The organism is Pseudaeromonas pectinilytica, from assembly GCF_054780855.1.
Window position 1 is genome coordinate 38,413 of record NZ_BAAGVN010000359.1, and the last position, 13,429, is coordinate 51,841.

General features: G+C 58.9%; 11 protein-coding genes and 1 riboswitch. Of the genes, 3 read left to right on the forward strand and 8 right to left on the reverse strand.

Going from position 1 to position 13,429, the window contains the following annotated elements; all coding sequences use genetic code 11:
• Nucleotides 1–157: 157 nt before the first annotated feature.
• Together purD and purH are read right to left on the reverse strand one after the other, a co-directional pair.
• Nucleotides 158–1,447: a phosphoribosylamine--glycine ligase gene (purD, locus tag ACYVG7_RS19715; RefSeq protein ID WP_460884806.1), complete on the reverse strand. Its 1,290-nt coding sequence runs from the start codon at nucleotides 1,445–1,447 to the stop codon at nucleotides 158–160.
• Nucleotides 1,448–1,572: 125 nt separating this feature from the next.
• Complete coding sequence (gene purH / locus ACYVG7_RS19720; RefSeq protein ID WP_460884807.1) at nucleotides 1,573–3,165, reverse strand: bifunctional phosphoribosylaminoimidazolecarboxamide formyltransferase/IMP cyclohydrolase; 1,593 nt, start codon at nucleotides 3,163–3,165, stop codon at nucleotides 1,573–1,575.
• A 357-nt stretch (nucleotides 3,166–3,522) separates the two neighbouring features.
• On the opposite strand from purH, the gene ACYVG7_RS19725 reads away from it, so the two are divergent.
• Nucleotides 3,523–4,995: an esterase-like activity of phytase family protein gene (locus ACYVG7_RS19725; RefSeq protein WP_460884808.1), complete on the forward strand. Its 1,473-nt coding sequence runs from the start codon at nucleotides 3,523–3,525 to the stop codon at nucleotides 4,993–4,995.
• A 43-nt stretch (nucleotides 4,996–5,038) separates the two neighbouring features.
• Here the strand turns inward: ACYVG7_RS19725 and ACYVG7_RS19730 are convergent, their stop codons facing one another.
• A complete protein-coding gene (locus tag ACYVG7_RS19730) occupies nucleotides 5,039–5,644 on the reverse strand; it encodes a hypothetical protein (protein WP_460884809.1) in 606 nt (201 codons plus the stop codon).
• Between the two features lie 4 nt (nucleotides 5,645–5,648).
• On the reverse strand, nucleotides 5,649–6,695 hold the full coding sequence (gene parM, locus ACYVG7_RS19735; protein WP_460884810.1) for a plasmid segregation protein ParM domain-containing protein: 1,047 nt from the start codon (nucleotides 6,693–6,695) through the stop codon (nucleotides 5,649–5,651).
• A gap of 412 nt (nucleotides 6,696–7,107) precedes the next feature.
• Between parM and ACYVG7_RS19740 the strand changes: the two genes are divergently transcribed.
• On the forward strand, nucleotides 7,108–8,490 hold the full coding sequence (locus ACYVG7_RS19740; RefSeq protein WP_460884811.1) for a PhoH family protein: 1,383 nt from the start codon (nucleotides 7,108–7,110) through the stop codon (nucleotides 8,488–8,490).
• Between the two features lie 15 nt (nucleotides 8,491–8,505).
• Here the strand turns inward: ACYVG7_RS19740 and thiQ are convergent, their stop codons facing one another.
• Genes thiQ through thiB form a run of 3 tightly spaced genes read right to left on the reverse strand, consistent with a single transcriptional unit; the run spans nucleotide 8,506 to nucleotide 11,907 of the window.
• Complete coding sequence (gene thiQ, locus ACYVG7_RS19745) at nucleotides 8,506–9,312, reverse strand: thiamine ABC transporter ATP-binding protein (RefSeq protein ID WP_460884812.1); 807 nt, start codon at nucleotides 9,310–9,312, stop codon at nucleotides 8,506–8,508.
• Nucleotides 9,309–10,907 carry a thiamine/thiamine pyrophosphate ABC transporter permease gene (thiP, locus tag ACYVG7_RS19750; protein WP_460884813.1) on the reverse strand — a complete coding sequence of 533 codons (1,599 nt, stop codon included), beginning with the start codon at nucleotides 10,905–10,907 and terminating at the stop codon, nucleotides 9,309–9,311. Before thiP ends, thiQ begins: the two co-directional genes overlap by 4 nt.
• Nucleotides 10,908–10,926: 19 nt before the next feature.
• Nucleotides 10,927–11,907 (reverse strand): thiamine ABC transporter substrate binding subunit, encoded by a 981-nt coding sequence (thiB, locus tag ACYVG7_RS19755; RefSeq protein ID WP_460884814.1) that lies wholly within the window; start codon nucleotides 11,905–11,907, stop codon nucleotides 10,927–10,929.
• Between the two features lie 62 nt (nucleotides 11,908–11,969).
• Nucleotides 11,970–12,060, reverse strand: a riboswitch (TPP riboswitch).
• 73 nt (nucleotides 12,061–12,133) lie between these two features.
• Here thiB and ACYVG7_RS19760 point away from each other — a divergent pair.
• The gene (locus ACYVG7_RS19760) at nucleotides 12,134–12,424 is read left to right on the forward strand and encodes a PilZ domain-containing protein (protein ID WP_460884829.1); all 291 of its coding nucleotides are present in this window, start codon (nucleotides 12,134–12,136) and stop codon (nucleotides 12,422–12,424) included.
• Here ACYVG7_RS19760 and ACYVG7_RS19765 read toward each other — a convergent pair.
• Complete coding sequence (locus ACYVG7_RS19765) at nucleotides 12,388–13,401, reverse strand: transglutaminase domain-containing protein (protein ID WP_460884815.1); 1,014 nt, start codon at nucleotides 13,399–13,401, stop codon at nucleotides 12,388–12,390. The genes ACYVG7_RS19760 and ACYVG7_RS19765 overlap by 37 nt on opposite strands.
• Nucleotides 13,402–13,429 lie beyond the last annotated feature (28 nt).

Consider the following 13,429-nt stretch of genomic DNA (forward strand, 5'->3'; position numbering starts at 1 on the left):
GGGTTTCCAGTGGATAGTTATTTCTTCTCCCCATATGGCTAGTCTTTACTTCTATTTCTGATTGTTGGCGGGGTTTGCCAGATATTCGGCTAATAACTGCGGCGAAAAAAGGCAGCCAGATGGCTGCCTTGATGATATGGGATGGATCTATTGATTGTTACTGGGCTTGCTCGCGAGCGATGGCGCGGTAGCCTATGTCGCTGCGGTAGAATAGGCCATCCCAGCTGACCTGCTTGGCCAGCTCATAGGCCTTCTGTTGGGCTTCCAGTACGGTATGGCCCAGCGCGGTGGCGCACAGCACGCGGCCGCCGTTGGTGACCACCTGACCGTTCTGCTCGGCGGTGCCAGCCTGGAACAGCTTGACGTCGACATTGTTGCCTGCATCCAGCCCGCTAATCACGTCACCCTTTTGCGGCTCACCCGGATAGTTGGCGGCGGCCAGCACCACACCGACAGCAGCGCGGCTATCGTAGACCGCCTCTTTTTGGTCCAGCTCACCGGCACAACCGGCCAGGCAGAGCTCCACCAGATCGGATTGCATGCGCAGCATGATGGGCTGGGTCTCCGGGTCACCGAAGCGGCAGTTGAATTCGATCACCTTGGGGTTGCCCGCCGCATCGATCATGAGCCCCGCGTACAAGAAACCGGTGTAGACGTTGCCTTCGGCTGCCATGCCTTGCACGGTTGGCATGATGATGCGTTCCATCACGCGGCGGTGGATTTCCGGGGTGACCACGGGCGCCGGAGAATAGGCGCCCATGCCGCCGGTGTTGGGACCGGTATCGCCATCGCCGACCCGCTTGTGATCCTGGCTGGTGGCCATCGGCAGCACATTCTTACCATCCACCATGACGATGAAGGAGGCCTCTTCGCCATCGAGGAATTCCTCGATGACCACGCGGCTACCCGCGTCGCCAAAGGCGTTGCCGGAGAGCATGTCGCGTACCGCATCCTCGGCCTCTTGGAGCGTCATGGCGACGATGACGCCCTTACCGGCGGCCAGACCATCAGCCTTGACCACGATCGGTGCACCCTTTTCCTGCAGATAGGCCAGTGCCGGTTCGACTTCGGTGAAGTTCTGGTATTCAGCCGTCGGGATCTGCTGGCGAGCCAGGAAGTCTTTGGTGAAGGCCTTGGAGCCTTCGAGTTGGGCGGCGGCCTGGGTCGGTCCGAAGATAGTCAGACCAGCGGCGCGGAAGGCATCCACAACCCCAATGACCAGCGGGGCTTCCGGGCCGACTATGGTCAGACCAATTTGTTGTCGCTGGGCGAAGGCGACCAGAGCCGGGACGTCGGTGGCGCTGATAGCGACGTTTTCCACCTTGGCTTCCCGCGCAGTGCCTGGGTTGCCCGGTGCAACATAGATCTTCTCGACCAGTGGCGATTGCGCCGCCTTCCAGGCCAGGGCGTGCTCACGGCCGCCGTTACCGATCACTAATACGTTCATTCTGTTCCATCCTTTGGTCGGGGCTCTGCTCGGTGCCGGGCCCGTCTACAATTCGGGGTGAGATGCCTCACGAAGGCTCGACATCTTAAGCAAACAAGGCCGCTCGAGGAGCGGCCGGTTCGTGATTAATGGCGGAAGTGCCGCATGTTGGTGAATACCATCACCATGCCGTGTTCATCGGCCGCATCGATCACCTCCTGATCGCGCATTGAGCCACCCGGCTGGATGACACAGCTGATGCCGGCTTCGGCCGCCGCATCGATGCCGTCGCGGAACGGGAAGAAGGCATCGGAAGCCATGACCGACCCCTGGACCTCCAGACCCTCATCGGCAGCCTTGATGCCGGCGATCTTGGCCGAGTAGACGCGGCTCATCTGACCGGCACCGATGCCGATGGTCTGACCGTTCTTGGTGTAGACGATGGCGTTGGACTTGACGAACTTGCCGACTTTCCAGCAGAACAACAGCTCTTCGAGCTCTTTCTCGGTGGGTTGACGCTTGCTGACCACTTTCAGGTCGCGCAGGCTGACCATGCCCTGATCCCGGTCTTGCACCAGCAGGCCACCGTTGACGCGTTTGACGTCGACACCCTCGCTCTTGCCGGTCCAGAAACCGCACTCCAGCAGACGCACGTTGGCCTTCTTGGCCACCACGTCGCGAGCTTCCGCGGTGACGGCCGGGGCAATGATCACCTCGACAAACTGACGGCTGACGATGGCTTCGGCGGTGGCCGCATCCAGCTCGCGGTTGAAGGCGATGATGCCGCCAAAGGCCGAGGTCGGGTCCGTCTTGTAGGCGCGGTCATAGGCTTGCAGTATATCGTCACCCAGGGCAACGCCACAGGGGTTGGCGTGCTTGACGATGACGCAGGCCGGATCGATGAACTGCTTGACACACTCCAGCGCGGCATCGGTATCGGCGATGTTGTTGTAGGAGAGCGCCTTGCCTTGCAACTGGGTGGCGGTAGAAACCGAGGCTTCCTGGACATCTGCTTCCACATAGAAGGCGGCGGCCTGGTGAGCGTTCTCGCCGTAGCGCATATCCTGCTTCTTGATGAACTGGAAGTTGATGGTGCGCGGGAACTTGGAGTCGCTACTGGTTTCATCGATGACGCCGTAACTTGGCACCTTGGTACCGAAGTAGTTGGCGATCATGCCATCATAGGCGGCTGTGTGTTCAAACGCGGCGATGGCCAGATCAAACCGGGTGGCGTAGCTCAGGGAGTTGGCGTTGGCATCCATCTCATTGATCACGCGGTCGTAGTCGCGGGCGTTGACCACAATGGTGACATCTTTGTGGTTCTTGGCCGCGGAGCGCACCATGGTCGGGCCTCCGATGTCGATGTTTTCGATGGCATCGGCCAGCGCACAATCCGGATTGGCGACGGTAGCAGCAAAGGGATAGAGATTGACGGCGACCAGATCGATGGGGCTGATGCCATGCTGGCTCATGATGCCGTCATCGATGCCGCGACGGCCGAGGATGCCGCCATGAACCTTAGGGTGCAGTGTCTTGACGCGGCCATCCATCATTTCAGGAAAGCCGGTGTAATCGGAGACTTCGGTTACCGGCAGGCCAGCATCGGCCAGCAGGCGAGCGGTTCCGCCAGTGGAGAGCAGTTCTACGCCACGGGCTTGCAGGGCGCGGGCAAACTCCACAATGCCGGTCTTGTCAGAGACGCTCAGCAGGGCGCGGCGGATCGGTCGAGTGTTTTCCATCTCTTCGTTGTCCTCTAAAGGTTCCAGGGGGAATTTCGCAAAATCTACTCGGAGTGCTGGCACCACCGAAGTGCACAGACCATCAAATGAACTTTGCAGAAATACCCTTGAAGACAAGACCCGGATGCCCATCCGAGTGGGCGCGTATTCTACACAAAAGCGTGATGTAAGGCGATTTTTTTGCGTGGCGCCGGGCCAGTGCTGGCGCGGGTAAAAACGTTTGTCTGTAACGGGTTGAATTGGTTTGGATTCTGCACCGACTTGTCATTCCTCTGCCATCGGGTTGTCACGGAATATTCATCACGGCGCTTTACGCTTGCCCTTCCGGTACTTCAATTCAGCGTTCAGGACTCATGCATGCGCTTTGTAACCTCGAAACACTCTTTTTCCTCCCAGCTGGTCTCTACCCGTCATGGCGGGGTGAAAAAATCGGCAACTCCGGCGTTGCTGGTATCGCTGCTGGTCATCAGTAGCATGGCAACCGGCAGCTTGGTCACAGCGGCGCAAGCCGCTCCCGGGGTACTGGCCAAATTAGCCATCGAGTTACCAGCCGACGGTCACCTGACCTATCAGGGACAAGCGGCCAGTCAATTTCCGGATGGGTTGCCCATCGGGTTGGGCTCCGGATTGAGCTTTGTCGGCAAAACATCCGATGGTGCCCTGCAATTTGTCGCCCTGACCGATCGGGGGCCCAATGCCGATGCGCCGCAATGGACAGCGGAGGGGCAGGCCCGGGAAAGCAAAATTTTTATTCGTCCGGACTTCGTGCCGCAATGGATGACCGTCACGGTCAAGGACGGTAAGGCCAAGGCGAGCCATCCGGTGTTGCTGCACGATGGCAAAGGCTCCATTCATGGTCTGCCGCTGCAGCCAGGAACCGTGGGCGCGACCGGTGAAATGGCCTTGAATGATGCCTTGCTGCCGATTGCTCTGACCGATAGCCGGGGGCTGGATACCGAGGGTCTGGTCTCCGATGGTCAGGGGGGCTTCTGGCTGTGTGATGAATACGGCCCGTTTCTGATCCACGTCGATGGGCAGGGCAAGATCCTCAAGCAGTTTGGACCCGATGCGCAAGCGGGTGAACAACAGGTCGCGGCTGGTTTGCCCTCCGTGTTGGCGTGGCGTCAGCCGAACCGTGGTTTTGAAGGGATAGCGCGTCTGCCATCGGGCAAGATCATCGCAGCCGTGCAAAGCACCCTGGATATCGACGGGAAGACCGCCAAGTCGGCTACCTTTATCCGCCTGCTGGAGTTGGATCCGCAAACCGGCAAAACCCGCATGCTGGCTTATCCGCTGGAATCCGGTTTCTACAAGAAAAACAAGGATGCCAAGATTGGGGATCTGGTGGCGGTTGATGAGCAGACCCTGCTGGTGATCGAGCAGGGCAAGGATAAAGACAAGCAGATGCACAACCGCATCTATCGTCTGGATCTGGCCAAGGCTACGGACTTGAGTGGGCAGTTGATTGCCAACAAGGCGTTGGAGTACGCCGATGCCGATGCACTACAGGCGGCTGGCGTGGTCCCGGTGGGCAAACAGTTGCTGGTGGACTTGCAATCCTTGGGCTGGAGTGCTGAAAAAGCGGAAGGGTTAACCCTGGTCGATGCCAAGACAATCGCCGTGGCCAGCGACAATGATTTCGGCCTCGGAGTCAAGGTGAAGGATAAGGTCGAGGATGCCAAGGATCCCACCGATTACAGCACCGATGGTAGTGGCAAACTTCTGCTGGAAGGCAAGCCGGTCGCCAGCACCCTGAGCCTGAAACCGCTCACCGGTGAGGGCGCCAGCTCCGCCTTGTGGCTGATTAGCCTGGACCAGCCGCTGCGTTGATTCCCGGTACCACTAGCACTGAGCAGGCACAACAGAGGGGCTGTCAAAACAGCCCCTTTTGTTTGATTTTTTTAAACTGTGCGCTCGGCGGCATCAGCTCACTTAAGTCTGTACTCTCGAAGCTCGTACCCTTGCTTTCACTGATCTGAGTCCCCGAGCCCGGAGCGGCGGAACTCTGCGGCTGCCCCTGCAAGCGTTTGAGCTGGCGCGCCTGGTTGTCCGCCAACTGCCGCAATTGTTGCAACTCCTGCTGGACCGCGACGATATGGGCATTTTGCTCGGCCAGCAGCTGTTGCAACTGGGTCAGTTGGGATGGTGAAAACAGTGCTTCTTCGGCGGTACTGGCCTCACTGCCATCGTCACTCAAACCACAGGCATGCAACTGGCGCCAGAAGGCGGTGGCGGTCAGATTTTCGCTGTCCAGTGCCACCGACAGGCTACGGCTGAGTCGAGGGTTGAGCAGATGGATGTAGAGTCCGGCCAGATAGATGTCGCGATGAAACAGCCGAACCACCATCTCCAACGAGGTGCGATCGGTATGGCTGCGCTTTGCCTTGTCGTACCACTCGCGCAGGGCTCCGACCGCAAAGCGATCGGCTTCCGAAGTCTCCGGGTTGAGGTAGAGGGCCAGATTCAGTTTTCTGGCCACCCCATTACTCATCACCCACCTCGAGCAGCACCGGCGAGCTGACCGCGTGGGCGGCTTCATCGGCATGATAGAGGCAGATCTCCCGGGACAGCGCACTCTGCGGGTTATCCAGCAACACGACCCGATCACCGAGCGTGGTATAGGCTGAACGAATGGCATCGGCAATCAGGGAGGCGCCACCGCCGACCAGATAGACACGGTTCGGATTCTTGGCAAACTTCTTGGCCTCATAAGCAACCTGATCCCCTAACTCGCGGATCTTGGTTTCGATCTTGGTCAGGATGCCGGGGATCTTGGCTTCATCGTTGACCACGCTCTGTACGAACGCCATATCGTGACGGCGCTTGATCAGCTCATTGGCCACCAGATAGCTGGAATCGCTGTCGGCGGCGGCCAGCGCTTTGCGCGCCGCATCCGTCACCATAGAGACGCCGATCTCGTTGTTGCCGTAGATGGCCGAGACATCGTCAAACTCGCCGACTACGGCGCCCATATCCAGGGTGGTGCCGCCGCAGTCGATGACCAGGGATTTGGTAAATTCATTGCAGTTGGCGTTCAGCAGATGGGACAGCGCCGCCGGCAGGCTCTCCGGCATGACATCGACATCGACAATCTGGAATAGTTCGCCCTTGTTCAGACTGATGTCGCGCATCAGATTCCGGCGCTTGGCCTCGATCTTGGACTCGTTCTTCTGGCAATCATCCGGGTTGTAATACTCGGTGATCGGCAGGGTGACGACGATATGGACCGGGCAAGGGGTCATGCCGGTCTGCAACAGGGCATGGTGCACGGAGAGCAGATTCAGATCGTCGTACTGGTACTCGATATGGGTGGTGGATAACGCCTTATCCGAGGTGGCGTCATAGGTATATTTGGTGGTGCCTATGGTGTAGTTGAACACCTTCTGTCCCTTGAGTAGAGCGGCGCTTTTCCAGTCTTTGCGGAACGAGTTGGGCGACACTATGGTCTTTAGCGTGCCCTGTTCAATCCAGCTGACTTTGACATTGGTGGAGCCATCATCGATGGCCAGCTTCATGGGGATAACAGACATAAATTCTTCTCGATGAGGTGGCAGACCCAGGCAGGCTTCTGAGCACAGAGCCCGAATAATGTTGGTCGTATTTTATCCCCATGGTTTATTTTGTCGAATAAAATAGCGATGAAATTTGTTTCCGTAGTTGTATGTTCCATGCGGAAGTTTACCTTCCGCATGGAAGTGAGATTTGCTGCTGCAGGCGCGGGCGGCAACCGGTTTTGGCGGGGGACTGTCGGACAAGCCACCGTCCCGAGTGCTTACCGGGAATTAGCGATGAAACGCGAGCGACAACTCAAACTGCGGATGCTGTGTTGCAGCTTTGTGAACGGGGGCGTAGGGTGGAGTCATAGACCTGTCATCTGGTTGTGCTTTAACTGACATGTGTGTGTCATCAACCGGATAACCTAGCCATCCAAGGAGGCTGCCTATGGAGAGCGACGATCGTAAATTATACGTTCTCGATACTAATGTTCTGCTGCACGAACCCCTCGCCATTTACTCCTTTCAAGAACACGACGTCATAGTGCCGATGACGGTGCTCGAAGAGCTCGACAACATCAAGGATCGCCAAAAGGATGTCAGCCGCGAAGCACGGGTGGCGATCCGGACCATGGAAGACGTGTTCCGCGATGCCACACCGGAGCAGATAGCCGAAGGCATCTATCTGGGCAATCGGGTGGGAGAGAACTGTACCGGACGTCTCGCCATCTTTGCCGACCATCATCTGCCGGAAGGGGAGGAAGTCTTCACCAATAAGGAGAATGACAACCGCATCATCAATGCTGCCCTATTTTTGCAGAAGAAGTTTCCTGGCCGCACCGTGGTGCTGGTTACCAAAGATATCAATATGCGGCTCAAGGCCAAAGGGGCCGGGCTCAAGCGGGTTGAAGATTACCGTACCGATCAGCTGATCGATGATATTCGTCTGCTGGCCAAGGGTTTCCAGAAGATCGACGGGCAATTCTGGGATCAGGTGGGTGAATGCGAGAGCATCTCCAGCGGGCGGGATGTATTCCACTGGGTGAATGAGACGCTGGTGAGCAACACCCATATCAATCAGTATCTGATCGATGATTCGGACAGCTTTGCCGGGCGCGTACATGGCCGTGAAGGCGGACGGTTGCAGATCAAGGATATCGGCCGTGAACGCTTGATGGGGCGTCACGCCTGGGGGGTAAACCCGAAGAACATATTCCAGGCCATGGCACTGGATGCCTTGCTGGATCCGACGCTGGATCTGGTGATCCTGACTGGACCGGCCGGGAGCGGCAAGACCTTGCTGGCGATGGCGGCGGCATTGGAGCTGGTGATTGAACGTGGCATCTTCGAGCGCATTATCGTCACCCGCAACACGCCGGAGATTGCCGAGAGCATCGGCTTCTTGCCCGGTACCGAAGAGGAGAAGATGTTGCCCTGGCTGGCGGCGGTGACGGACACTCTGGAGGTGCTGCACAAACACGATGTCAGCAAAGAGAGCTCGCTGCAGTACATCATGGATAAGGCCAACATTCAGTTCAAATCGGTCAACTTCATGCGTGGCCGCAGTCTGCAGAATACCTTCGTGCTGCTCGATGAGTGCCAGAACCTGACGCCGTCCCAGCTCAAGACCATCATCACCCGCTGCGGTGAGGGGACCAAGCTGGTCTGTTCGGGGAACCTGGCGCAGATTGATTCCACCTATCTGAGCCCTGTCACCTCGGGGTTGACCTATATCGTCGAACGCTTCAAGGATTTCGATGGCAGCGCCAACATCTATCTCAACGGTGTGGTGCGTAGTCGACTGGCCTCGTTTGCCGAAGAGAATCTCTAGTCTTATCCCTGCATTTTATTCCTGTGTTGTCGACATGGCCCGCCCCAAATAGCGGGCCATGTCGTTATTGGTTGCATTATCCAGTTCACTGACAGCGCCACAAAAGCGGATCTCTCCCTCTTGCAACAGGGCAATCCGATCGGCGACTTGGCGTGCCTCTTCCGGATGGTGAGAGATCAGCAATATGCCAATCTGTTGCTGATGGGCCAGTTGCTGCACTTCCTTCAACATCTCGTGGCGCAGCGCCGGATCCAGTGCCGAGAAGGGTTCATCCAGCAGCAAGAAGGGCCGTTGCCGCACTAGAGATCGCGCCAGGGCAACCCGTTGTTGTTGCCCGCCGGAGAGCTGGGTGGGCAGACGGGAGAGGAGTTCGCTCAACCCCAGACGCTCGGCTGCCGCATGCACCTGTTGCCACTGCCCGGCACTGAGACGTAAATCAGGGCGCACGCCCAAACCGATATTCTGCTGCACGCTCAGATGGTCGAACAGATTGTGGCTCTGGAACAGAGTGGTGAATGGGCGCTCGGCCGGGGGCAGCGACTGCAAGGGTTGTTGTTGCCAGAGTAGCGCTCCGCTGTCGGCGCTGATAAAGCCGCCGAGCAAGTCGAGCAGGGTACTCTTGCCGGCGCCGCTTGGGCCAACCAGCACCAGTAGCTCGCCGGGGTACAGATCGAAACTGAAGCAGAATCGCTCGCCGTCGCGGCTCAACGCCAGATCCTGACAGTGCAGGGCGAGGTCGGTCGTTTCTTTTGTCGCAGGTTCGGGTGTCGCAGGTTCTGGGGCCGCAACCAGAGCCGGAATAGTCTCGGAGTGTGCGCTCATCGGGGATCTCCAAATCCGCGCTCGACCAGCCACAGCAGACCGGTGCAAAGCAGTAATAATAACAAGGCGGTGGCGGCGGCATCATCCAGCCGATAGCTGCCCAGCTGTTGAAACAGCAACCAGGGCAGGGTCTGTAATTCATCGCTGCCAAACATGGCCACGGCTCCCAGATCCCCCAACGAGAAGATGGCGGCCAGCGCCATGGCGCGACCCAATGCGTCACGTAACAGGGGCCACTCCAGATAGCGCCAGCGACTCCAGCCTTGAAGTCCGAGACTCATGGCCAGACGATCGTAGCGCACGACCGCTTGTTGCAGCGCCGGTTGCAGGGTGCGCACCGTGTAGGGCAAACAGGCGAGACCATTGAGCAACATCACCAGCCAGAACCCCAGGCCGAACACGTCGGCCACCGGCAGCAAGAGGATGAACAGGCCAGTGCTCAGCACTGAGGTCGGGATCAACAGGATCAGCGAGCCTGAGGATTCCAGCAGGGTGGCGGCATGGGGACGGCCAAGCCGTTGCCGCAGATGCCGACTGCTGAACAGTAGCCCCAAACTGAGCGCGCAAGCCAGCAGGCTGGCGCCCAATCCTATTTGCAGCGAGGTGAGCAGTGAGGCCCAGAGTTGGCGTGAGGTCAGCGCCTGCCACAGCTGCGGTTTGAGCCCGGAGCTGACGATGGCCAGCAGCGGTGGGATAAACAGCAGCAGGGCCAGGCTCAACCAGAAGCAATCGACAGCGAGCCCCAACCAGTGCTGGGTATCGGGGCGGCTTGCCCGAAGGGATCTGTGCTGCTGACCCGGCGTTGGTGCGGCCAACTGGTGGTGGAGAGCCAGCGCCGCACCACACAACAGCAGGTGCCAGAGCGCCAGTTGGGCGGCAGTATCCAGCTCGAAATCAAAGCGCAGCGCCTGGTAGACGGCGACCTCCAGGGTGGTAGCGCCCGGGCCGCCACCCAGAGCCATCACGGTAGTGAAGCTGGAAAAGCAGAGCACAAAGATCAGGCTGGCCAGTGGTGCCAGCTGTCCGCGCAGGGCGGGCCACTCCAGCAATCGCCATAGGGCACCCGATTTCATGCCCAACTGGCTGGCCAAACGCCAGTTCTCGGCGGGCACAGCCTCAAGGGCAAACAGCAACCAGCGCGCCGCCAGTGGCATGTTGAAGAACAGATGGGCCAGCAAAATGCCGCCGAGCCCATACAGATAGGAGCCGGTCTGGATGCCGGCACTCGCCAGCAGTCGTGGCAGCCACCCCTGTTGGCCATGCACGGCGACCAGCCCGAACAGGGCTATGATGACCGGCAAGACCAGGGATATACCGAACAGCCGCAATAGCAGACCGCGCCCTGGAAAGTGGCGCCGGTGCAGGGCTCGCGCCACCGGAATCGCCAAGCCCAGACTCAACAGGGTGGAGAGTCCGGCCTGCAGCACACTGAACTGCACCACATGCCGCAGGTAGGCATCCTGCCATAAGGGGGCCGCACCGAGCCCCCCCTCATGCAGCAAGGCCAACAAGGGGCCTAGCCCGCAGACGCCTAGCAGTAGCAATGCCACGGCGCCGGATAACCACCAGGCTTTATGGACTAGGGGTGGATTCATGCTGCTCGACCGGAAACCATTACTGACTCACGGCGCCGCGCCACTCTTGCAGCCAGGCTTTGCGGCCCGTTGCGATCTCGGCTTCGGTGAAGTTCAGCGTCTTGGCCGGGGTTTCGTTCTGGTTGAAGCCAGCAGGCAAGGCGACCTTGGTCACCGGGTACATCCAGTTGCCGGTCGGGATCAGGCTCTGGAACTCATCACTGAGCATGAATTTCATAAAGCGGGCGGCGAGTTCCGGCTGATGGGCACTCTTGAGCTGGGCGGCAACCTCCACCTGGCGATAGTGGCCCTCTTCGAACAGGGCAGCATGATAGTTCTGCTTCTGTTCGGCCAGACGATGGTAGGCCGGCGAGGTGGTATAGGAGAGCACCAGATCCGCTTCGCCCTTGAGGAACATGCCGTAGGCTTCGCTCCAGCCCTTGGTGACGGTGACCGTCTTCTTGGCCAGTTGTTGCCAGTACGCTGCGGCCTGCTCACCCTGAGTCTGCTTGACCCACAACAGCAAGCCCTGGCCTGGGGTGCTGGTGCGCGGATCTTCATAGATGATCTTCAGATCGGGGCGGCTGGCCAGCTCGTTCAGGCTCTTGGGCGGATTTTTCAATTTGTCGCCATCGTAGACGAAGGCAAAGTAGCCATAGTCAAACGGCAGAAAGGTGTCGTCTTGCCAGCCGCCGGGAAGTGCGAGCGGAGTCATATCAACTTGATGCGGGGCAAACAGCTGGCTGCGACGGGCTTCGGGCAGCATGGATTCATCCATGCCGATGACCAGGTCCGCTTTTGTGTGCTTCCCCTCTAATTTCAGCCGGTTAAGTATCGCCACGCCGTCTTCGAGTGGCACAAAATTGATCTGGCAACCACACTGTTTTTCGAAGGCTTGTTTGATTTTCGGGCCAGGACCCCAATCCGAAGCAAAAGAGTCATAGGTATAGATGGTCAGCGGTTCGCTGGCCATGACGGTGGTAGTAGCGAGCAGGGTGGAGAGTAAGAGTAGAGAGCGCACGTCGAGACTCCTTGTGATGTGTGTCGGCAGGCGTCCCATCTGCGCCTCTCCGTGAGGAGGGTTGCGATGTCGTCTCAAATTCCTCCGCCAGTGTTACCTGGATCAGGTTCGCGGGTATGATCTCAGCGGACGCCCGCACCCCGTTTGAAAACGGCCTCATTCTATTAACGTTTTGTGAACAATACCAGCCAAAGGCGGCTGATGGTGTCAATAAGGAGGCTCTGTGCTGACAGACCATAGTAAGGAAAGACGAACATTCATGCGCATGGTGGTTGATGCGCCGGTGACAGTCATCCATGGCGGCCGTCGGTTGGCCGGGATCTGTCGTGATCTCAGTGCCAATGGCATGTCCATCGAGGTGGAGGAGGACGGGATCCGCGAAGGGGACGAACTGCTGGTCAGTCTGGCGACCAGCAGCAATTTGCTGCCGCCGTTCCAGGCGCAAGCCCGGGTGATCCGGGCGACCCCCCATGAGCCGATTTACCGGCTCGGTGTCGAGTTTGTCTCGGTGGCCTGAACCGGCTCGGCCATGTAGCGGCCGGTCTTGATATAGAGTCGACTCTGCTCGCCGATCTGTCCGGCCGGTAATTCGGCCGGACCCGTAGGTTCCAGCAATAACAGTGCATAGCCCCCAGCGACCAGCGTCTCGTCCTGGCCTTGGGCTGGCAGTGCTATGCCCAGCAGGGCATGGTCGGGTACAAACAGTAGCACCTGGGGGATCTCGGGTTTCAGGTAGCGCCACAGGCTGGCGAGCAGCGCCACCTTGCTGTCGCAGTCGCCGCTATTATTTTCCAACACCTGCCTGGGCAGGAGATAACCGGTCCCTCGTTGTCCGCCGCTGCTTTGCAGACGGTCGTAGGGAATGGACTGCACAAACGCCAGCAGATAGTTCAGCAACTGCCGCGGCTCGACCTGTTCGCCGCCGGCGGCTTGTAATAAAGCCTCCGCCACATCCCCCAGCTCACTGCTGCTGGTATCTATGATGCGGACATGATCCGGTTTGATACCTGCCTGTCCGAGCGGATCCTGGGTGGCGATCAGATAGTTCTCCTTGAGCAGGTTATCGAACTCTGTTTTCTCTTCTTTCGCCAGCCACTGCTGTACCTCGGCCAACTGGGCCGGATCAGGGGTATGAATGGCCAGACTCCAGGGATCCTGGCGTTTCAGTTCGAAACGCACCTCGGGCCACTGCTGGCGGGCACTGCGCAGTAACCGGGTGTAGAGGGTGCGGCGCGCCGCATCGGGACGCCAGGCACTAAAAAAGCGCAACTCGCTCTGCTCTGGCAAGGTCAGGCTAAGGCTCTGTGTCTCTTTACTCTGCGGCTCCTGAGTCTGCGCTGCTCCTTGTGCCCTGCTGGCGGGTGGTTGCCAGCGATAGTTCAGCGTCAGGCCATCGCGGCTGAAACTCAGTTGTCGGGCTTCACTGGCGAGGCTGGTCAACAGGGTGAGCAGCAGGCAAAGGGTAACACCGTAGGTGCGGGGTGCTGCATTCAAGCCGGAGTCTCCTGGTTCATCAAACCTT

Bases quoted from the DNA above. Each gene is read 5' to 3' on its own strand.
- purD (WP_460884806.1), bottom strand. From the start codon at position 1,447: ATGAACGTATTAGTGATCGGTAACGGCGGCCGTGAGCACGCCCTGGCC.
- thiQ (WP_460884812.1), bottom strand. From the start codon at position 9,312: ATGAGCGCACACTCCGAGACTATTCCGGCTCTGGTTGCGGCCCCAGAA.
- ACYVG7_RS19740 (WP_460884811.1), top strand. From the start codon at position 7,108: ATGGAGAGCGACGATCGTAAATTATACGTTCTCGATACTAATGTTCTG.
- thiP (WP_460884813.1), bottom strand. From the start codon at position 10,907: ATGAATCCACCCCTAGTCCATAAAGCCTGGTGGTTATCCGGCGCCGTG.
- ACYVG7_RS19725 (WP_460884808.1), top strand. From the start codon at position 3,523: ATGCGCTTTGTAACCTCGAAACACTCTTTTTCCTCCCAGCTGGTCTCT.
- parM (WP_460884810.1), bottom strand. From the start codon at position 6,695: ATGTCTGTTATCCCCATGAAGCTGGCCATCGATGATGGCTCCACCAAT.
- purH (WP_460884807.1), bottom strand. From the start codon at position 3,165: ATGGAAAACACTCGACCGATCCGCCGCGCCCTGCTGAGCGTCTCTGAC.